This is a genomic window from Prodigiosinella confusarubida (assembly GCF_002847015.1).
In the GTDB taxonomy this organism is placed as follows: domain Bacteria; phylum Pseudomonadota; class Gammaproteobacteria; order Enterobacterales; family Enterobacteriaceae; genus Prodigiosinella; species Prodigiosinella aquatilis.
In genome coordinates this window covers 2,436,451-2,455,722 of sequence record NZ_CP025085.1, presented here as the reverse complement: position 1 = coordinate 2,455,722, position 19,272 = coordinate 2,436,451, and the positions used below count along the sequence as shown (strand labels likewise).

The 19,272-nt window shown below is 48.5% G+C and carries 16 protein-coding genes and 2 tRNA genes; 8 read left to right on the top strand and 10 right to left on the bottom strand.

What is annotated here, in order from left to right; genetic code table 11:
- Positions 1–59: 59 nt before the first annotated feature.
- The 4 genes from CWC46_RS11195 to CWC46_RS11180 all read left to right on the top strand — a co-directional run bounded on the left by CWC46_RS11195 (position 60) and on the right by CWC46_RS11180 (position 3,861).
- Entirely contained in the window at positions 60–455 is a 396-nt protein-coding gene (locus CWC46_RS11195) for an acyl-CoA thioesterase (RefSeq protein WP_021016495.1), read from the top strand.
- 175 nt (positions 456–630) lie between these two features.
- Positions 631–1,230, top strand: a complete 600-nt coding sequence (locus CWC46_RS11190) for a nitroreductase family protein (protein WP_021016496.1) — start codon at positions 631–633, stop codon at positions 1,228–1,230.
- A gap of 231 nt (positions 1,231–1,461) precedes the next feature.
- Complete coding sequence (locus tag CWC46_RS11185; RefSeq protein WP_021016497.1) at positions 1,462–2,016, top strand: flavodoxin family protein; 555 nt, start codon at positions 1,462–1,464, stop codon at positions 2,014–2,016.
- 369 nt (positions 2,017–2,385) lie between these two features.
- Complete coding sequence (locus CWC46_RS11180; RefSeq protein ID WP_021016498.1) at positions 2,386–3,861, top strand: diguanylate cyclase; 1,476 nt, start codon at positions 2,386–2,388, stop codon at positions 3,859–3,861.
- A gap of 918 nt (positions 3,862–4,779) precedes the next feature.
- On the opposite strand, the gene CWC46_RS11175 is transcribed toward CWC46_RS11180, so the two are convergent.
- Positions 4,780–4,869: transfer RNA gene (locus CWC46_RS11175), tRNA-Ser, on the bottom strand.
- A gap of 93 nt (positions 4,870–4,962) precedes the next feature.
- On the opposite strand from CWC46_RS11175, the gene mtfA reads away from it, so the two are divergent.
- Both mtfA and CWC46_RS11165 read left to right on the top strand, forming a co-directional pair.
- Positions 4,963–5,721, top strand: a complete 759-nt coding sequence (gene mtfA / locus CWC46_RS11170) for a DgsA anti-repressor MtfA (RefSeq protein WP_021016499.1) — start codon at positions 4,963–4,965, stop codon at positions 5,719–5,721.
- A gap of 148 nt (positions 5,722–5,869) precedes the next feature.
- A tRNA-Asn gene (locus CWC46_RS11165) sits at positions 5,870–5,945 on the top strand.
- 262 nt (positions 5,946–6,207) lie between these two features.
- On the opposite strand, the gene CWC46_RS11160 is transcribed toward CWC46_RS11165, so the two are convergent.
- The 9 genes from CWC46_RS11160 to CWC46_RS11120 all read right to left on the bottom strand — a co-directional run bounded on the left by CWC46_RS11160 (position 6,208) and on the right by CWC46_RS11120 (position 15,977).
- Positions 6,208–7,341 carry an ABC transporter ATP-binding protein gene (locus tag CWC46_RS11160; RefSeq protein ID WP_021016500.1) on the bottom strand — a complete coding sequence of 378 codons (1,134 nt, stop codon included), beginning with the start codon at positions 7,339–7,341 and terminating at the stop codon, positions 6,208–6,210.
- Between the two features lie 131 nt (positions 7,342–7,472).
- Positions 7,473–8,195 (bottom strand): HAD family hydrolase, encoded by a 723-nt coding sequence (locus tag CWC46_RS11155; protein WP_021016501.1) that lies wholly within the window; start codon positions 8,193–8,195, stop codon positions 7,473–7,475.
- Positions 8,185–9,750 carry a CehA/McbA family metallohydrolase gene (locus tag CWC46_RS11150; RefSeq protein ID WP_201797196.1) on the bottom strand — a complete coding sequence of 522 codons (1,566 nt, stop codon included), beginning with the start codon at positions 9,748–9,750 and terminating at the stop codon, positions 8,185–8,187. The genes CWC46_RS11155 and CWC46_RS11150 overlap by 11 nt, the downstream gene beginning before the upstream one ends.
- A gap of 21 nt (positions 9,751–9,771) precedes the next feature.
- Positions 9,772–11,013, bottom strand: coding sequence for an extracellular solute-binding protein (locus CWC46_RS11145; RefSeq protein ID WP_237160216.1), 1,242 nt, complete (start codon positions 11,011–11,013; stop codon positions 9,772–9,774).
- A gap of 48 nt (positions 11,014–11,061) precedes the next feature.
- Positions 11,062–12,021: an ABC transporter permease subunit gene (locus CWC46_RS11140; RefSeq protein WP_021016504.1), complete on the bottom strand. Its 960-nt coding sequence runs from the start codon at positions 12,019–12,021 to the stop codon at positions 11,062–11,064.
- A gap of 10 nt (positions 12,022–12,031) precedes the next feature.
- Positions 12,032–12,916, bottom strand: coding sequence for a carbohydrate ABC transporter permease (locus CWC46_RS11135; RefSeq protein ID WP_021016505.1), 885 nt, complete (start codon positions 12,914–12,916; stop codon positions 12,032–12,034).
- Between the two features lie 149 nt (positions 12,917–13,065).
- Positions 13,066–13,932 carry a LysR substrate-binding domain-containing protein gene (locus CWC46_RS11130; RefSeq protein ID WP_021016506.1) on the bottom strand — a complete coding sequence of 289 codons (867 nt, stop codon included), beginning with the start codon at positions 13,930–13,932 and terminating at the stop codon, positions 13,066–13,068.
- A gap of 258 nt (positions 13,933–14,190) precedes the next feature.
- Positions 14,191–14,742: a desulfoferrodoxin family protein gene (locus CWC46_RS11125; RefSeq protein ID WP_021016507.1), complete on the bottom strand. Its 552-nt coding sequence runs from the start codon at positions 14,740–14,742 to the stop codon at positions 14,191–14,193.
- A gap of 86 nt (positions 14,743–14,828) precedes the next feature.
- Positions 14,829–15,977, bottom strand: a complete 1,149-nt coding sequence (locus tag CWC46_RS11120; protein WP_021016508.1) for an acyl-CoA dehydrogenase — start codon at positions 15,975–15,977, stop codon at positions 14,829–14,831.
- Positions 15,978–16,575: 598 nt separating this feature from the next.
- On the opposite strand from CWC46_RS11120, the gene CWC46_RS11115 reads away from it, so the two are divergent.
- Together CWC46_RS11115 and CWC46_RS11110 are read left to right on the top strand one after the other, a co-directional pair.
- Positions 16,576–17,742, top strand: a complete 1,167-nt coding sequence (locus CWC46_RS11115; RefSeq protein ID WP_021016509.1) for an acyl-CoA dehydrogenase family protein — start codon at positions 16,576–16,578, stop codon at positions 17,740–17,742.
- Between the two features lie 85 nt (positions 17,743–17,827).
- Positions 17,828–19,129 carry an MFS transporter gene (locus tag CWC46_RS11110; RefSeq protein ID WP_021016510.1) on the top strand — a complete coding sequence of 434 codons (1,302 nt, stop codon included), beginning with the start codon at positions 17,828–17,830 and terminating at the stop codon, positions 19,127–19,129.
- Positions 19,130–19,272 lie beyond the last annotated feature (143 nt).

Here is a 19,272-nt window from a genome sequence, read left to right as displayed (position 1 = left end):
CGCACCGGAAACTATTGGTGTAAGATAATAGCCTATCGGTCTATCAGGTTGTCAGTACCATGAACCCAACACTAACCATTGACGAAAGAATTCAGAACGCGATTACTCGTGTGGCAAAGGTCGTTTTCCCCACCAATATTAACCATCATTCCACGCTGTTTGGCGGCACGGCGCTATCATGGATGGACGAAATCTCGTTTATCACCGCCACGCGATTTTGCCATAAACCACTGGTGACCGTATCGACGGAGAAGATTAATTTCAATACGCCGATCCCGTCAGGCACTATCATTGAGCTTATCGGTCAGGTCAGCCGGGTGGGCAGAACCAGCCTGACGGTAGACGTTGCCGTATTTCTTGAACAGATGTATACCGAAGAACGGACTAAGGTTATATCCGGACAATTCAATTTTGTTGCCGTCAATGATGATGGCCGTCCAGTACCATTATTCTGATTATTTATCCCATTTTCTGGAGCATTTCAGGAAACGGCAAGTACAGGCAGAGTATATTCGGTTCCACTGGCGTTATGCCTTTCCATAGGGAAACCCAATACCGGCTCATTGAATTTGGTTACTATCGGTGCAGAAGTGCTGGCGCATCAGTAACCCTGTAAAAGAGGAGTTAACAATGAATAATGCATTTTTAGAAACGATCAAGGCACGGCGCTCCATCTATGCCATAAACAGTGTGCTACCAATATCGGAAGATCAGGTTACTCATATTATTACCGAGGCAGTAAAGCTCAGCCCTTCTGCCTTCAATTCTCAAAGTTCCCGGGTCGTCATTCTGCTTGGGGAGCAACACAAAAAACTGTGGGACATCACCGGGCAGCAGTTGAAAAAGATCGTTCCAGCCGATGCTTTTGACGCAACAAAGCAAAAACTGGCTTCTTTTGCCGCCGGAGCAGGTACGATACTTTTTTATGAAGATTGCCAGGTGGTGAAAGACTTGCAGGAAAAGTTCGCACTTTATGCTGATAATTTTCCAGTATGGTCTGAACATTCGACGGGTATCGCTCAGTTCTCTGTCTGGAGTGCACTGGCACAGGCAAACATTGGCGCATCACTGCAACATTACAATCCGCTCATTGATGACGATGTAAAAAATGAGTGGGGCCTGCCAGACAGCTGGAAACTTCGCTCGCAAATGCCGTTCGGTTCTATCGTACAACCTGCTGGTGAAAAAACCTTTATGCCGGATGAACAACGCTTTCGCGTGTTTAAATAATAACGTTTTCGCAGGCTGGGTAGGCCAACGGTGTTATCAATAGTTATCTTGTCTGGCATTCAGGTTGTTCTGTAACAGGTTACCGCTGGGTAACCTGCGAACTGAAAGGTAACTTATTGTTTAGCCAATAATTAAAAGATACTATTTCAATATCCTCATCAGAGCTTCTCTGTACTTTCCTATCAAGACTGAAGCATCTGATTTACTCTGATGAAAAATAAGGAAATCTATATGAGTAAAATCGCAGTAATTTATTTCTCTGGCTATGGCCACACTAAGCTCGTTGCAGAAATAGTGGCAGAAAGCGCAGAAGCAACACTGATCGCCATTGATAACAATGGTGATATTACTGAAGATGACTGGCAAACGCTGAACAATGCGGATGGTATTATTTTCGGTTCACCAGCCTATATGGGTTCTGTGCCCTGGCAGTTCAAAAAGTTCGCCGATGCCTCTTCTAAAGTCTGGTCTCAAAGTGGCTGGAAAGACAAAGTATTTGGCGGGTTTGTTAATAGCGCCAGTCTGAATGGCGATAAACAAGTCTGCATGATTTATCTCCAGACGCTGGCGTCCCAGCACGGCGGAATTTGGGTCAGCTTAGGGCTACTACCTGCCAATACGCAGGCCGCTACTCGTAATGATATCAATAATCTGGGCGGGTCAGTCGGCGCGCTGATCCAGTCACCTTCCGATGCGGGTGCTGATGCTATCCCAGCTGGCGATCTGGATACGGCAAAATTATACGGTGCACGGGTTGCTGAAATTGCTCAACGCCTGAATAGTTGATATCCAGTTCTGTTTTGCCTGTCCGAATATCACTCATTTCCCTATGCCTGGATTATTTACCAGGCATTTTTGTTCAATACGATGTTGATTTTTTTTACCTGTTAATCTATCTGCCTTTAATCCCATCGTATTTAACACTTTTATCAATCACAACATAATACATCATTATCTGAAGACCCGTGCGGTAACATTGAATTTTCAATATGAATCGCCGTGAACCAATGCACAGACAACACCATACATACCTTAAATATGGTGTTCAGTATTGATATTTTGTGGTTCTATTGCTTAACTGCAATAAAGTGGGTATTTTTTAATGGTTTTATATTCGTCATTTTTTGTCGTAGGTAGCGTATAGAGGATGTTATTTTGCAGCATGATGTAATTTCCGACCTTAATTGGTTGAATAAAAAACGAGCAATCGCTTCGTTCGCCATCATGCTATTAATCGCCTTTTTAATTATCAGTTGGAGCAGCTACGAAGTTGCCAGCCATTCCGTATTTGAAGAAATAGAAGAAAATTCGCTACCTTTAACCAGTGACAATGTTTACTCTGAAATTCAACGGGACTTGTTACGACCAATTTTCATTTCCTCGTTAATGGCCCATGATACTTTTCTCAAAGACTGGGCACTTAATAATGAATCCGACTCACAGGCGATGATTCGCTATCTCAAGGAAATTGATCGTCGTTTTTCTACCTTTCTCTCTTTTTTCGCTTCTGACAAAACCAAACTTTATTATGATCCCCACCAAGTATTCAAAATGGCCTCTAAACCGGATGAAGAAAACCAATGGTTCTTTGACACCAAACAGCTCCCCGATAACATACCTTACAGTATAAATATTGGGCATGACCCGGAAGTCCGTGACCATCTGGATATTTTTATTAATCATAAGGTATTGGACTATCAGGGGAATTTCATTGGTGTGGTCGGTATCGGTTTGTCTGTAGTAAGCCTGAAGATACTGGTTGAAAAATATGAGCAACGTTATAACCGGACTATCTATTTTATTAATGATGATGGTGAAGTCATGCTACATGGCGGAGATTACCATCGAGCAGCTAATATCCACCAACAACCTGGCATTAAACGGATTGCAACCGCGATACTGACTATGCCAGGCGGCAGCTATCAATATCGCCGTGATAATGAAAATATCTTTCTCAATACCCGATTCATCCCTGAATTCGGCTGGCGGTTGATGGTAGAACAAAGTAGTTATCACCATGAACATCAGTTATGGATCATGCTGCTCAAAAACTTGTTTATCAGTATTTTCGTCAGTGTACTGTTCTTGCTACTGATGTGGCTAACCATCGGTAATTATCAGCGTCGTCTAGAGACAATGGCGACAACAGACAAACTGACAGGGCTGATGAACCGACAGACATTCGAAGAGTTCTTCAGACGATTGCGGGCACTACGCTTCACACACCGTAAGTCGATATCGATTATTCTTATCGACATCGATTACTTCAAACAGATAAATGATCGCTATGGGCACGGTATTGGTGATCGGGCATTGCAAAACCTCACCAGACTGATTCAAAGAACCATACGAAGTACCGATAAAGCCTGCCGCTGGGGAGGAGAAGAGTTCGTTATTCTGCTTGATGGTTGTAGTAAGGAAAATGCACTGCAACGAGCGGAGACACTACGCCGTGCAGTTGATATCTCGACAGTTTTAGTCAAAAAACACGCATTACACTTCACCGTCAGCTGTGGTGTAGCCGAGCTCCAGACGGGAGAAAATCTGGATATGCTGCTTAACCGTGCAGACATCGCACTCTACCAGGCAAAAGATCAGGGCCGAAATAAAGTGGTGATGGCAGAAGAGTAGTCTCATCTACCAAGAAAGACGCATGCAGATTATGAGCATGGTGCGATTGTAGAGCTTGATTTCATATGTCTTCCTCAACAAGGTCTGATGCTATATCATCGAATAATCAAAGAGATGAGTTAATTAAACGTTTCACTCGTGATGTTGAACAACGCAAGAAATGCATTCAATCAAACGGTACAAATAAAAAATGAATTAAAATATAAAATTAATCCAACTCGAAGGCGAATACTTTCATTATTGAGAAGACTTTTTAACCAGAGATGAAATTAATCGGCACCATGAGACGCTCATTTTTTAAATAGCATCTCTTTGAATAATTAAAAATTATTTGTGAAAATCAACCAGCAAACACACTAACTGGGATATTGATTTAGTTTTGAACAATAATATTAATTATTTAGCACGAGATGACTTTATTAACATAATTTTTGACATTCGCAACAAAAAACCACGTGAGGAGCAGAATACTATTCATGAGTAATTATGCCAAAACAGTCGACAAGAGAGCCAATTTTACAACATTTAGAAGGAATTAATTTTTCATGATTTACGAATTAACATGGTGAAAATTAAGCGCTTCAATAAAGCTTTTCAGCACAATATCTAAGGCAGTCTGAAAACCGTCAGCCCACAGCGGTACGTCTAGCGCCGACAAATAAACTGACTATCGAAAAGCATCAGATAGCCATAGTATGCAACGAACCTGAGCGCCTGCCACTGGTACAGATCAGTGGACATAAAACCGGCTCACAGATTCTTGTTTATGGCCGCAAAGCCAGAATAAGCCCAACACTAAATAGAAAAATGCAATATCAAACCATAGCGTCGGAGCTTGATCCAAGGCAATATACTCTCAGCAGATTTTCTCAACGGGATTTTGGTCACTGAAAAAGATTGGGGTAACTGATTGAATGCTGGCGGAGAGGGAGGGATTTGAACCCTCGGAGGGATTACTCCCTCAACGGTTTTCGAGACCGTCCCGTTCAGCCGCTCCGGCACCTCTCCGTGTAAGTGGTGCTTATCATGCACGTTTTTGTGGCATTTTAACAGACCTACCCCGCGCCTTTAAATTCAAGTGATGAGTTAACGAGCAATACCATGATTAAGTGGCAATGGAAAACACATCAACCCGATCCGGAAACACTCCAGCAGTGGCAACCGGCACTCTCTATTCCTCTGCTGACACCGTTAAATGATACGGAACAACAGAAGCTGGTGACGCTCGCCAGACAGTTTTTGCGACAAAAACGGTTGGTGCCATTACAAGGGCTGACGCTTACAGAACTGATAGAACAACGGATTGCCCTGCTTTTCGTGCTACCGATCATGGAATTGGGGATTGACTGGTTGGATGGTTTTCATGAAGTGTTAATCCACCCCGCCCCTTTTGTTGTGCAGGATGAATGGCAGGATGATATTGGATTGATACACGCAGGCCCGTTAGTACAGTCAGGACAAAGCTGGGAACAAGGTCCGATTGTATTAAACTGGCTGGAGGTGCAGGACTCTTTTGATTTGTCAGGTTTTAACCTGATCATCCACGAAGTGGCCCACAAACTGGACATCCGTAACGGTGGAATGAGCAATGGGGTTCCCGCTATACCATTGCGCGACGTCGCTCCCTGGGAACACCATATTCATGCTGTGATGACAGCCCTGGAAGAAGAGATAGAACTGGTGGGGGAAGACGCGGCCAGTATGGATCCTTATGCGGCTACCAATCCGGCGGAGTGTTTCGCTGTATTATCAGAGTATTTTTTCAGCGCTCCTGAGCTATTATATGAGCGTTTCCCTGATGTATATCAGGATTTCTGTGCCTTCTACCGCCAGACACCATTGGCCCGTCTGCAACGCTAACCGCGTTCCCCCACCACACCTTCCTGGCTTTTATCGGTGCCCACTCCCCTACCGAATTGTACAGAGGCTAAGCAGTCAGCCAGCAATCGTGATTTTAGCGTTGACAGCATTAGGGATGGACGGATAAGATGCGCCCCGTTCACACAATTCCTCTGTAGTTCAGTTGGTAGAACGGCGGACTGTTAATCCGTATGTCACTGGTTCGAGTCCAGTCAGAGGAGCCATTTAAGAGAAAGCAGATGTCTACGGGCATCTGCTTTTTTATTTTTTATCAATTGTGTATCCCCTCTCCCACGTTTACACCCGTCTGTTAAAAACCTCTCGAAGCCACGCCTTTTTGCTGGTAGAAATGCTGGCAAATCTGGTTCAATTTTTCTTTTACCAGCAATCGAAAGAGGGGGTACCGTCATGCCACATACTGATACCGAAGTAAAAGAGGCCAAGTCATCGGAGTGGTTAAGCCCACTGACGGTTTCGGCCTGGTTATTACCGTAGCAAAGACTGCTCTGTATCAATATCAAACAGATGGCAGTGGGATAGATCAAAATAGAGCGGTTTTGATTCCCCGCGCGTAATCATGCGCTGAGGTTCAAATGGAATTCGTGCCACCAGATTGTCGTTACCAATGTTAAAGTACAGATAGAGTTCGTTCCCCATTGACTCCACCACATTGATGGTTTGTATGTCGATATTCTGTCTCTGGGGATCAAGAGATATATCATCTGCAACAGTAATATGCTCAGGGCGCAACCCACACCACACCGGTAGGCCAATCTTATTCTGCACTCTTGCCGCTTTATCCGCCGGCAGTGACAGTCGGGTGCCATTCTCAAGCACGATGTAGGTTATCGTACCCTCGACTTCAACGGTTGCTTTAATCAGGTTCATCGCTGGCGAACCGATAAAACCCGCCACAAATTTATTAACGGGATACTGGTAAAGATTCATGGGTGTATCGACCTGGATTATCTGCCCATGATCGAGCACGCAGATACGATCGCCAAGCGTCATTGCTTCCACCTGATCGTGGGTCACATAGATCATGGTGGCGGTCTGTCCTTCGGCTTTCAGGTTGTTGTGCAACTGAGCAATACTGACGCGGGTTGATACCCGTAATTTGGCATCCAGATTTGATAACGGCTCATCAAACAGAAATACCTCGGGCTTGCGCACCATAGCCCGACCAAGCGCAACACGCTGGCGCTGACCACCCGACATTTCCCCTGGCTTGTTATTCAGCAGGTGCGTAATTTCAAGCGTTTCAGCGGCCGCCCTGATTCGACCGTCGATTTCACTGCGATCCAGCTTCTGCTGCTTTAGGCCAAAGGCCATATTTTCATAAGCCGACATATGCGGGTAAAGGGCATAATTCTGGAATACCATGGCAATACCACGATCTTTGGGCGGCAAATCATTGACCCGTTTGTCACCAATCAGAATATCGCCGCTGGTTACCTCTTCCAGACCGGCAATCATGCGCAATGTTGTCGATTTTGCACAGCCTGAAGGGCCGACGAATACGATGAATTCGCCCTCTTTAATAGTCAGACTGATACCTTTCACCGCGTTGAATCCGTTCGGGTAAATTTTCTCTACATTGCGAAGTACAACTTCTGCCATGGTGCATTCCCATTGTGACGGTGGCTATTCGCCGGTTTAATTACACGCCGCTGATGCGCTCATCAGCGGCAAGTTCAGCGTGGTGATGCTGGGAACACGCTATGTTTCGCCAAGGGGCTTCACACACTGACTTATGCCATGTCCAGTAAACCGGGATTAAAATCGGCAACCGATGCCAGCACCAATCTGGCATGTGGCGCCAGTTCAGCTCTCGTTGCCGTCCCGGTTAGCACACCGACACTTATCGCCCCGGCATTACGACCAAATTTCATGTCAGACACCGTGTCCCCCAGCATCACCACCTGGCCGGCAGTCAGTCCACACTGGCGACAGAAGGCTTCCATCAGCGCCGGAGCCGGCTTTGGGGCAATGTCCCCATCGGAGTAACCAATAAAATCAAACAGACCAAGCAAGTTAGCCTGTTCCAGGGAGTACAGTGTTGCGGCCTTGGTGTCAGCCGTCGCAATCCCCAGCTTGAACCCATTTTGTTTCAGTGCGATGAGCACAGCTTCGATGCCCGGCAAGGCCTGAATTAATGCCGAGTTTTTCTCAACTTGTTGATTAAATAACATTTTAACTTCATCGATAAAGCGTGTTGGCGAACAATCCGGTATGAGTATCTCAAACCAGGCCAAGGCGATATCTTCAACCGGGTTTGAGGCCAGCAAACCACTATTGTCAACCCGCTCACCCGATACACCAATCGCGCTCAGCAGGCACTCTGTACTGATCACAGACTGGTTTGGATAACGTTCTAACAACACCCCGACTACACCCTGCGAAACCTTGAGCCACATTTGATGGAACTCCAGTAAAGTGCCATCTTTGTCGAACAATACGCCTTTAATTTCCATTTTTTCCCATTGTCTCCATCAACTCTCCCCAGGTGTTAACCTGCGGTTGAGCAAAGCGTACATGCTGTCCATTAAATACCGGGTTAATGACGCCTTCGAACTCGCCACGCGTATCCGCTGGCAAGGTGGCAAGATTGCCACGCCGAATATCAATTCTCACCCACTGTTGATGCTGCATATCAACATCAACATCAATGCCTTTGGGTGTAATCTGCTCCCGCGCAATCACCTTTCCATCGGCCACACACTCGGCATAATAACTCGCACTGCGGTCAGCAACGCTCAGATGGTAATTCAGCTCACTATCACCCACATCCTGGCCCGGCAGGACACGCCCTTGGTTAATACTGACCCCAAGACCACACCGCCGTTCGACATAGACATGGCCTTGACGCAGCCCGGTGAGTATCCCCGCACCGCTTAATCCCCGGGAAAAGACGAAAGTGGAAGGATCTCCGTAAATAGAGGGCTCAGTTGCCTGTGGATTACGCTCCTGGGGCTCAAGATGGGCATCACTGCCCCCCACGGCATAGATCTTCTGGCCGCTGTTCCATATGGCGCTCAATACTTCAAGCGCCGCTTCAGTGGATGCGGGTGATGTCGACCAGGTTGGATCGCAGCAAATTTCCAGAGTATTGACTTGTACCAGCGGCATATCTGCAAAATGCCAGTGCCAGGGTTTCATCATCGGATGGTTGATACTGATAGTGCCGCCGCCCCACCCGGTCGGCTTGCCGTGCAGTTCCGATCCCCTGGCTATCGCCAACCCCTGACGGATCACCCCCTCACTGGAAAAATCAGCATCACGCATCGCCAAACCCATTGCCGGTCCGTGAACATTGAAATGACCTCTATCAGTAGTGACCTCTATACCCGGCAGCACCAACGTACGACCGCCGTCAGGTAACGCCGGATGACAAATGTTGTGTTCAGTCAGGAAGATAAAATCCAACTGCTGACGCGCAATAATATCTACCGCCGCCTCCAGCCGGTTATGCCCATCAGAAAGCACCGTGTGGGCGTGCATATCACCGCGGTACCAACCGGATGCCGGGTTCTTTATCGCGTGGTAGTCAAACATAATATGATTATCCGCGTTAAGGCTGGTTACCGTTGGCACCTGAATGCCCATATTTTCATCATCGGCTATTTCACTGGTTGTTACGTCAACCCGATATTGCATCGGTTTATGCCCACGATCTTCCCCCTCGAGGTTGTAGATATGCAGTTCCCACCGGCCGGCCGGGATCTCACCCGCAATGCCGCCCAGGGAAGCACTTTCGCAACCAATCACCACGGTCTTCTCCGGTTTCTGCCAAAGCATACAGGCTCTTAATTGCAGCCGGGCATCATAGAGATAGGCATACAGGAAGCCCTGTTTGAGCGTGGTTCCTGACAAGGACAGACTCACCGTGCCTGCTGGCACGTCAAACGTTTCAAGCTGATGACCGAAAGCCAGCTCACCGGAAAACGTCAACATAGTTACCTCTTTCTCGGTAGGGAAATCCGGACAACCGGTCATAGCAGGCGGTGATGTCGGTAATAGCCCAGCCATCACCACCAGCTATTTCTCAGATTAAGGGTGGTTAACGCGATCCAGCGCACGCTGAGCACGTTTGGCAGCTTGTTTCAGCGCTTTCTCAGCGGGGATATTTTCGATTTCGACTTGATCAGCCGCAATCGCTAACGCATCACCAATCTGGCCATTTGTCGGATCAAGGAAGTCTTTGCTGGCTGTCGTCGCCTGTTCCAACGGGATCAGCGCCTGTGGGTTCTTTTTGGTATATGCCTGATACTCCGCTACGTCCTTCGCGCTGTTCCGCACCGGGATATAACCGGTAAACATCGACCAGCGCGCGGTATTTTCCGCATTGGTGTAAAATTTCATAAATTCAAAAGCGCCCCTGGCGGCCTTCTCATCAGTCCCTTTTGGCATCACAAAAACCAACGCTCCCGCCTGAGGTGCCGCCGGATGATTGCCCCAGCCAGGCTGAGTCGTCGCGGCAAGCCTGGTGAAATCCAGATCGCCCTGATCGCCAGAAGAACCCGTATAACCGAGCGCCTGGTTTTTCATCACATCATCAATGGTTTTGTACCAGTATTCCCAACCCTGACCACCGTGGTGGATACGCATGATATTGTCTTTATGCAGCCATGTGCGGAAGCTCTCCCACACCGTGACCCACTGTGGAGAGTCGATCAGTACGGTTTTGCCGTCATCACTAATGATCTTGCCCCCGTTGGAAAGCGCGGCATCGATCATGTTGTCCTTGCCCCACATCGGCTCCCAACCGTAATAGACAGTATTGCCGCTGGCGTCTTTCCTGGTGACTTTGGCCGCCACTTTAGCCACACCTTGCCAGGTTGCCAAATCGGCTGGCGTGAAGCCGTACTCAGCCAGCTTCGCCTTGTTGTAGTAGAAAATTTGTGTGGTACCGTAAGCTGGCAAGCCATAGACAGTACCGTCCGGGTAGGTCACTTGCTGACGGAAAGCACTGATAAAATCATCAAAATGGAAGGCGTTATCCATATACGGGCGAAGATCACGAACCAGTCCCCGGTGTGCCATGGATTCAGCTTGATCCGCCGCCAACAGGGCAAATTCCGGCGCTGTTTTAGACGCCATGCCCGCCTGTAACTTCTGGAAAGTCTCGGCGTAATTACCCTGCAACGCGCCTTTGATGACATAGTCATGCTGACGACTGTTAAATTCGTCAATCAGTTTGGTCATCATCTGCTGAGGCTTGGTGCCACCTGAGTACCAGAAGTCGACCTCGGTTTGAGCGGACGCATTTCCGGCAACAACCAGCGAACCCATAGCAAAACTTGTACATATTATTGCGAGTTTTTTCAGTTTCATATCCATTCACTCTTTAACACCGTTATCGGCAATGCCGGATAAAATCGTTTTTTGACATACCATGAAAAGAACCAACAAAGGCACCACAGCAATAGTGCTGGCCGCCATAATCTGCGACCAGTTAAGGCCATAGTTACCTTGCGCAATAAAGAACTGACGTATTCCTACTGCGATTAGATGCCGGTCCTGAGTGGTGATAACCAGGCTCGGCCACATGTAGCTATTGTATTCCGTGATAAAGGTGATCAAGGACAGCGTCGCAATGGCGGCCTTGCACTGTGGCAAAACGATTGCCCAAAGAATTTTCAACTCACCGGCGCCATCAATGCGGGCGGCTTCCACCAGCGACGGGTGGATTTTCAAAAACACCTGGCGCAGGTAGAACACGCCAAACACACTGGCGGCGCTGGAAAAAATCAGTCCGGTATGACTGTCCAGCAGCCCCATTTTGGCCAGGATGATGTAAGACGGGATATAGGTCACGGCACCGGGCAGCATGTAGCAGCCCATAACCACCAAATAAAGCAACGTTCGACTACGAAAACGCAACTGCGTGATGGCATAGGCAAACATCGACGAGTTAATGATAACCATCAGCGTTGTGAAAAATGCCACAGTAAAACTGTTGAAAATGTACTGACCAAAAGGCGCCAGCTGGAAGGTTGTCACAAAATTTTCCCAGCGGAAATGCCTGGGAATAATGTTCAACGGATTGCTGAAAATCTCACTATTGGACTTCATCGACCCCGATAACATCCAGATGAACGGGAACAACATAATCAGGCCGGAAAAAACCAGGAAAACATGTCTGGCGATGGTCGCCGCTGGAAAAATCTTGCGACGCACCGTGATTTTTTCGCGGTCAACGAATGCAGTATCGGATGAAATTTCCCTGATTTCCCCTGACATGACTCTGGCTGAGCCCTGGTTATTTCCAACTGAAAGATCAATTGATTGCATTGTCATAACGCCGCCTTTAGTAGTACACCCAACGTTTACCCATCAAGGTATTAAGGAGGGTGAGCACACCCGTTATCAGCAGAATAATCAGTGACGTTGCCGCAGCTGGTCCCATGTTGTATTGCTCGAATGCCTGCTGATAGAACAGATAAAGCAAGGTTCGGGTGGTGCCACTTGGCCCTCCCTGAGTCAGGATCTGGAACTGGTCAAACGCTTGTATCGCCGTGATCATATTGACGATCACCAGAAAAAAAGTGGTGGGAGAAATCAGTGGTAGCGTGATTTTGAAAAAACGCGTCATCGGGCTGCAACCATCAATTAATGAGGCTTCATAGAGCGATACGGGGATCTTGTTCAGCGCGCTGATATAAAACAGCATGGTCCAGCCAATGGCCTGCCAAACGGTCACAATAATAACCGCCACCATCGCGCTATTGCCGTTTTCCAGCCAGGGAATCGGGGCAATGTGCATCCTGGTGAGTAGCAGGTTGGCCAAACCGTTCTTGGTTTCGAACACCCAAGACCACACAATTGAAACCGCCACGGTTGGCGTGATCCACGGCGAGAAAATGACGGCCCGGTAAAACTGACTGCCGGCAAATTTCTTATGCAACAACAGGGCAAACATCAATCCGAGGACCACGGTTGGAATGACCACGCCCAGCGCGAACCAGAAGGTATTGAGCAACGCCTGATGAAAGCCGCTGTCTTCCAGCATGTACTGATAATTATCAAAACCAACGTAATGATAATGAGGCGAGATATAGTCCCAATCGGTAAAACTGATATAGACACTCCAGCCAAAAGGAATCAGCCAGAAAGTCAGCAGCGGCACCATCAAAGGCGCGATAAATATCAGCACCCTGATCTTCACCGTCAATGATTGAAAATTTATCTTCATGGGACGCGCTGCTGTTGTTATGTGTTGGGCATATCCTATGCAGCCTCTATGACAGACTTGTTTGCCGTGACGTTATATTTTCCAATACCAGTCATAAGATTTTATTGGGGGATAATGGTGTGAGGATCAGAAACTATAGGGGGAGTTGACTAATTTTGCTGATGTAACCAGTCGCAGAAAAAGTTCACTTTGGCATCCCGCTTGTTGGCCGTGATCAGATAATGACCGGACTCTGAAGGCATCGAACCCGGTAACGCTTCAACCACATACCCGGCCTGCAAATCTCGCGCCGCGACAAGCGAACGCACCAGTAGTATCCCAATCCCCTGCTTTACCGCTTCCAGGGCATGCAGCGAGTTACTTAATTCCAACTGAATATTGGGGGCGACAGGCACCATCTTGTTATGTGCCAACCATTGCATCCAGCTCTCTTCATAGCCTTTAACCTGAATGGCCGGTAATGAAGACAAGTCGCCTTTTGATAACGCTTCGGCATGCAGGGCTTTAAAGCAAGGCGAGCACACCATCAGCCATGACTCCTGAAACAACCGCTCAGCACGGGTATGTTCAGTTTCGATAAAACCGTTGGTAATTTCCACGTCGGCATCAGTACAAGGTTCACGGGACGGCCAATCCACCAGGGTGAGATCCAGACGGATAAAAGGGAACTTGGTAATAAAATCGTTAAGGTTGGGGATCAGCCAGTTATGACCAATGGAATGATTGGCCTTAACGCGCAAAACATCAGGTTGTTGCTTACCAAACAGCACTTCCGTCTGTAGCCGCAAGTGCTGCAAGGAGCCAGTCACCACCGGCAGGTATTGCTGGGCCACCGCCGTCAATACCACACCTCGCTGGCTACGCTCAAACAGGGCGCAGTCGAGATAATCCTCCAGGCTTTTCAACTGCTGGCTCACGGCGGCCTGGGTGACATGCAGCTCTCTGGCCGCCGCGCCAATAGAACCCAATTTCGCGACCGTCTCAAAAGCCACCAACGCGCGTAATGACGGTAACATGTTTTTTCCCCTTATAAAAAAGCAGGATAATTCAGCGCACTGACACGCTGATTATCAGCAGAAAGTAAGATGGATAAAACAATATCCTGTAAATCCAGGCAAATATATAAACACCCTTTCATTACAAATGGGGTATCCGCGGTTCTGAAAGAACAGTCACAGCCATATATATCAGTCTTCACAACTGAATAGCCAGTATCAGTATTGCATGTAGTCCTCTTTCATCTATATGCGGACATGGCCTAAAGCGGACATGGTCTAAAAAGCACTGCGCCATAATCCATGCTGACTACAGTAACAAAAAACGCAAAAACCGCGCTTACAATTGAACTTGCAGCGCTTGCCCTTACAGACAGCGCGGTCGCAATAGACATAGGCATCCTTTTCCGCCAGCGAAAATAGTGCTGACGGCAGATCACCGGGCAACATGAATTTGATTTGTCCTCCCTGAAAGGTATAGAGGTAAATCCATTCCAGATAATGTCCGGTTTCCATCGGGTGAGGCGGTTCACCTACCGTGACAGACAAGGCGTTGGAGTCGAAGCCGCCGGATACAACCATGGTGATACGGTGAATACCGGCCAACGACGAATCCGCCTCCTGCGCCACCAACTGCGACATGGGTGTACCACAACAGGAGACTGGCGTAGCCGCTTCCGACAGGGTTGTCTGTACGACCAGTCGCCGACACTGCCCACAACGATAGAAGATCGGTTCTGGTACGATAAACCCCGGTTTGGTGCTATTCCTGATCCGGGTACGGCGTTGTGCGGTCTTCGTGGTTTTCCATGCCGGGGAAGGCGATATCATTAGTACCTCCTGTCAGACAGAAAATGGGGATCAGGGTGATAATGACCATTATCAATTAGCGTCCTGGTTGTCTGCCGCACCGCCTGTTATTTGTCCTCGTATTGTTTGAGGATCTGGCGTGCGGAGATATAAACCATAATCTCATCAGTGCCGCCGCCAATACGGTTAACCCGGACATCACGCCAGAAACGGGAAATCCGGCTGTCATCGGTGTAGCCGAGGCCGCCCAGGATTTGCATGGCGTCATCCACCACTTCACAGGCGGACTGGGCGCAATAGACCTTGCACATCGGCGCCGACAAACGCATCGGCAAACCGTTATCACACTCCCAGGCCACGCGGTAAACGAAGTTTTTCATATTCTGGATTTTGATGGCCATTTGGGTCAGTTTGAGTTGAATCATCTGGAACTGGCCGATAGTCTTTTCAAACTGAACACGCTGATTGGCGTAGCGGGCCGCGTCTTCGAAGGCGCATTCCGCCACCCCTAACGAATGAGCGGCTATCACCAACCGTTCGATTTCGAAGTTTTCCATCATGTGGATAAACCCCCAACCCTCACGGCCGACCATATCCTCTTCCGACACTTCCACGTTATCGAGGAACACTTCACAATTGCTGATCATATGCCAGCCGACTTTATGCAGGTCATTGCGCTTGACGCCGGGGGAGTTCGGATCTAACCACCACAACGTAAAGCAACGTTTAGGGTCTTGCGGTTCCGGGTTGCGCGCCAACACCAGCATGTAGGGAAGATCTTTAGCGCCAGTGATAAAAGTCTTTTGCCCATTGAGGTACACCTTGCCATTTTTACGGGTGTAGAGGGTGGCAATGCGGTTATTGTCCGACCCGGCTTGCGGCTCGGTAAAGGCCAGAGAATAGGCTGGAATCCCGGTCAAACCGGCTTGCGCCGTTTTAGCCAGTTGTTCGGCGTTGCCGAAACACCGCATATTGTGGATACATTGCCCTTCCGTCATGATGTAAGCAGGCGCGCCCATGCGGGCAATTTCTTCCAGCACCAGCATCTGCGTTTGCATATCCGCTGGTACACCGCCTAATTCTTCAGAAATGCCCAACAAACTGATGCCGCTATCCGCCAGTGCCGTGAAAAACTCTCGTGGGAATCGACGCTGCTCATCACATGTCTTGAAATACGTTTCGGGGAAATCACGGCTGATAAGTTCCCGAACGCTGGTGAGCAGCAATTCCTGTTCTTCGGTTAGAGCAAAATCCATAATGACTCCTGTTGATGTCTGGTCCGGAAATCCATCAATGACAATACCTTCTGCAAGGCATTTTTTATTACCCCCTATTTATTGTCCCGGGCGTGAAATTATTCATGGCAATATAACAGGAAGAATGAATCCATTGACCAGCAACAGAATAAAACCCCCATAAATAATAGTGGATAGACAATTTTGATAATCACCAGGACAAAACGAACATTATTTCTTATTTCTCCATTTAAAAAGAAAGATTTTCATTTTTATTTCATTTACTACAAATAACCATTTTAAGTAACAGCGCTATCAGCGTAAAAACGCCGACACAATCTCAATAAAGAGAATAAATAACAACCACACCAACAGAATGACCAATCAATATATTGATATATAAGAATATAATCACACAGGTTCGATTTGTCCTGTATTATGATCTAAATGTCAATGGTTTGAATTAATATGCTGCGCTTATACTCGACATGAAACGAAATGAAATAATGAAGCCGGGAGAAGTGGCGTTTTACATTATACAACATGAATAATTTACCTGATCCACCGGCTTATTTGTTCTTATGTTGAGAATTAATTGATAATGCGTAGAGGCAAGCATATGGCAATATTATCAGAACGTACGCTGGCAGAGTTAAAGGAAAGAATTCGGCGAGTAACAGAAAACGATCTTGAAGAATTGCAACTGGAAGTGGAAAGAACCAATGTTTTTCCCGATGCCTATTATGATATCTGTCGGAAAAACGATTTATTCCGGTTAGCCATTCCCGAGGAATACGGCGGCATGGGTCTCAACTGTGAGCAGTTTTTTTCTGTCATGGAAGAATTTTGTCGCGGACCAGGCGGAATGCGCATGAATCTGCATCATGCCAACGGGCTAAACTGGCGCATCCTCTACGATCATGGCGCCGAAGATCTGCGGGCAAAGTGGCTGCCAAAACTGGCCAATAAAGACGCCTATATCAACTTTGCGCTGACCGAAGCCGGATGCGGATCGGGTGCGGATATCCGGACTACTGCGGTGCGTAAAGGCGACAAATATATTCTTAACGGAACCAAAACCCTGATCTCCCACACCGATATCTCCGATGCGTCCTATGTCATCGCCGTCACTGATGAGAACAAGCGCAAGAAAGGCGGCCTGACCGCCTTCTTTGTGGAAACCAGCACCCCTGGCTACTACATCGATCCGATGCCCCACATGATGGGTTGCCGCGGTGCCGGTCATGCCTATTTGCGCTTTGAAAACTGTGAAGTCCCAGCGCACAACATCATGGGCAAGGAGGGCGACGGACTGGATATCTTCATGAACGCGCTGGCCCACTCTCGCGCCATGATCGCCGTGACTTGTCTGGGTATGTCCCAACGCTTTCTGGAACTGGCGATCACCCGCGCCAGAGACCGTGTCACCTTTGGCAAAGCGCTGATTGCCCGTCAGGCCATTCAGCAAACGCTGGCGGATATGGGAACTCAGGTACATGCACTGCGCGTCATGCTACGTGACTGTGCTCAGAAATTCGATCGCGGCGAAGACATTGAAATGGTCTCCGCCATGTGCAAACTGCACGGCATCGATACCGTGCGTACCGTCTCCGATAGCTGTCTGGAAATCTTTGGTGGTATCGGTTATTTCGAAGACAACCCCTACGGGCCGGTAGAAAGAATGTATCGGGATGCCCGTGCGCTGTGGTTCGAAGAGGGCCCGCGTACCGTACAACGGCTGACCATCGCCCGCCCACTGATTGAGAGCCGCGGCGTGATCAAATGATGCGTCCGTGAACGATAACGAAAAACCTCATGGCCGCACCGTAACAAACGACGGGCGGCCATTTTTGATCCATGTGGGAGTCATCATGAGCACATCAATAGGGTCTCGACGCTGGTGCATTGTCACTTTGCTGATTATCGATTATTTCGTCATGTTTGTGGCCAGAAGCAGCATGTCCATGTGCGGCCCGATTCTGATGCAACAGTTCGGTTGGAGCGCCACCGAATTTGGCTGGGTTTCCACTGCCTTCTTTATCGGTTATGCCATTACCATGCTACCATCGGGCATGTTGTCCGACCGTCTCGGCGGTGGCATTGTGTTGATGATCGGTACGCTGTGGTGGGCGGTATTCACTTTTCTTACGCCGTTGGGCACCACGCTCGGTTCCATGATGGCATTACGCATTCTGGTGGGCATCGGACAAGGCGTACTGGTGCCGGCCAACTTTTCACTTTTGTCGAACTGGGTGCCAAAAAGCGAATCCGGCAAAGGCACCGGCTTATTGCAGGTTGGCTGCCCTGCCGGCATTGCAGCGGCGATGATTATCGCTGCCTGGATTATCCAGACCTGGGGGTGGCAACACGTGTTCTATCTGTTAGCCGTACCGGGTGTTGTCTGGTGTCTATTATGGCAGCGACTAGGGAAAAACCGTCCTCAGGAAGATCCTCGTGTCAGTCCGGCTGAACTGGCCTATATCGTAGCGGGGCAGAAACCTGACGCCAATGCATCAGGGAATACGGAAATACCGCTGACCAAACGGGACATCTTCTCCACCCCCTCGGTCTGGTGTTGCTCGCTGGGCTATTTCTGTACCAACTACCTGTTTTTTCTGTTCATGACCTGGCTGCCTACCTACTTCGCCATGGGCCGCGGCATCAACCTGAAACAGAGCGCCATCTTGTCGATGCTGCCGTATCTGGTGGCCATTATCGCCTATCCGCTGGGCGGGATTGTGACAGACGGCGCTGTCCGGCGACTGGGACAGAATGCCGGCAGGAAGCTGACCCCCATCGCCGGGCTGCTACTGGCCGGGATGTTTCTGATCCTCGGTACCCGCGCCAACAGTCTGTGGAATGCGGCGGCGCTAATCTCGGCATCCAACTTTTTCCTGTGCTTTACCATGGGGGCACACTTCTCAATACCGATGGTTTTTTCCCAGAAGAACACAGGAATGCTGGTAGGGCTTAACGGTGTGTTCGGCACCACCGCCGGCATTCTCGCCCCGGTGTTTTCCGGTCTGATCATCGACCTGACCGGACAATATGAATATGCCCTCTATCTCGGCGCTACCATCGCCATTGTCGGCGCACTGTTCATGTGGATGGCGCGCATTCAGCCTATTACCGGCAAGAGCAGACATACACACTCATTGCATCAGGCAGGTTAGATGGTTTTCGTCTAAATAAGGCCATACTTATCGATAATGTCTTCGCTTGCGAGAAAGGCTTCACAGCGGACGAGCCCAACAGGCCAATCGGCTAGCTGTCAATATATAACCGGGTATCCGTTTTAAAGCCGGAACAAAAAAGG

Coding starts and splice junctions, on each gene's coding strand:
- CWC46_RS11120 (WP_021016508.1), bottom strand. CDS start 15,977: ATGGATTTTGCTCTAACCGAAGAACAGGAATTGCTGCTCACCAGCGTT.
- CWC46_RS11190 (WP_021016496.1), top strand. CDS start 631: ATGAATAATGCATTTTTAGAAACGATCAAGGCACGGCGCTCCATCTAT.
- CWC46_RS11145 (WP_237160216.1), bottom strand. CDS start 11,013: ATGGGTTCGCTGGTTGTTGCCGGAAATGCGTCCGCTCAAACCGAGGTC.
- CWC46_RS11185 (WP_021016497.1), top strand. CDS start 1,462: ATGAGTAAAATCGCAGTAATTTATTTCTCTGGCTATGGCCACACTAAG.
- CWC46_RS11155 (WP_021016501.1), bottom strand. CDS start 8,195: ATGGAAATTAAAGGCGTATTGTTCGACAAAGATGGCACTTTACTGGAG.
- CWC46_RS11115 (WP_021016509.1), top strand. CDS start 16,576: ATGGCAATATTATCAGAACGTACGCTGGCAGAGTTAAAGGAAAGAATT.
- CWC46_RS11110 (WP_021016510.1), top strand. CDS start 17,828: ATGAGCACATCAATAGGGTCTCGACGCTGGTGCATTGTCACTTTGCTG.
- CWC46_RS11130 (WP_021016506.1), bottom strand. CDS start 13,932: ATGTTACCGTCATTACGCGCGTTGGTGGCTTTTGAGACGGTCGCGAAA.
- CWC46_RS11160 (WP_021016500.1), bottom strand. CDS start 7,341: ATGGCAGAAGTTGTACTTCGCAATGTAGAGAAAATTTACCCGAACGGA.
- mtfA (WP_021016499.1), top strand. CDS start 4,963: ATGATTAAGTGGCAATGGAAAACACATCAACCCGATCCGGAAACACTC.
- CWC46_RS11140 (WP_021016504.1), bottom strand. CDS start 12,021: ATGACAATGCAATCAATTGATCTTTCAGTTGGAAATAACCAGGGCTCA.
- CWC46_RS11135 (WP_021016505.1), bottom strand. CDS start 12,916: ATGAAGATAAATTTTCAATCATTGACGGTGAAGATCAGGGTGCTGATA.
- CWC46_RS11195 (WP_021016495.1), top strand. CDS start 60: ATGAACCCAACACTAACCATTGACGAAAGAATTCAGAACGCGATTACT.
- CWC46_RS11125 (WP_021016507.1), bottom strand. CDS start 14,742: ATGATATCGCCTTCCCCGGCATGGAAAACCACGAAGACCGCACAACGC.
- CWC46_RS11150 (WP_201797196.1), bottom strand. CDS start 9,750: ATGGCTGGGCTATTACCGACATCACCGCCTGCTATGACCGGTTGTCCG.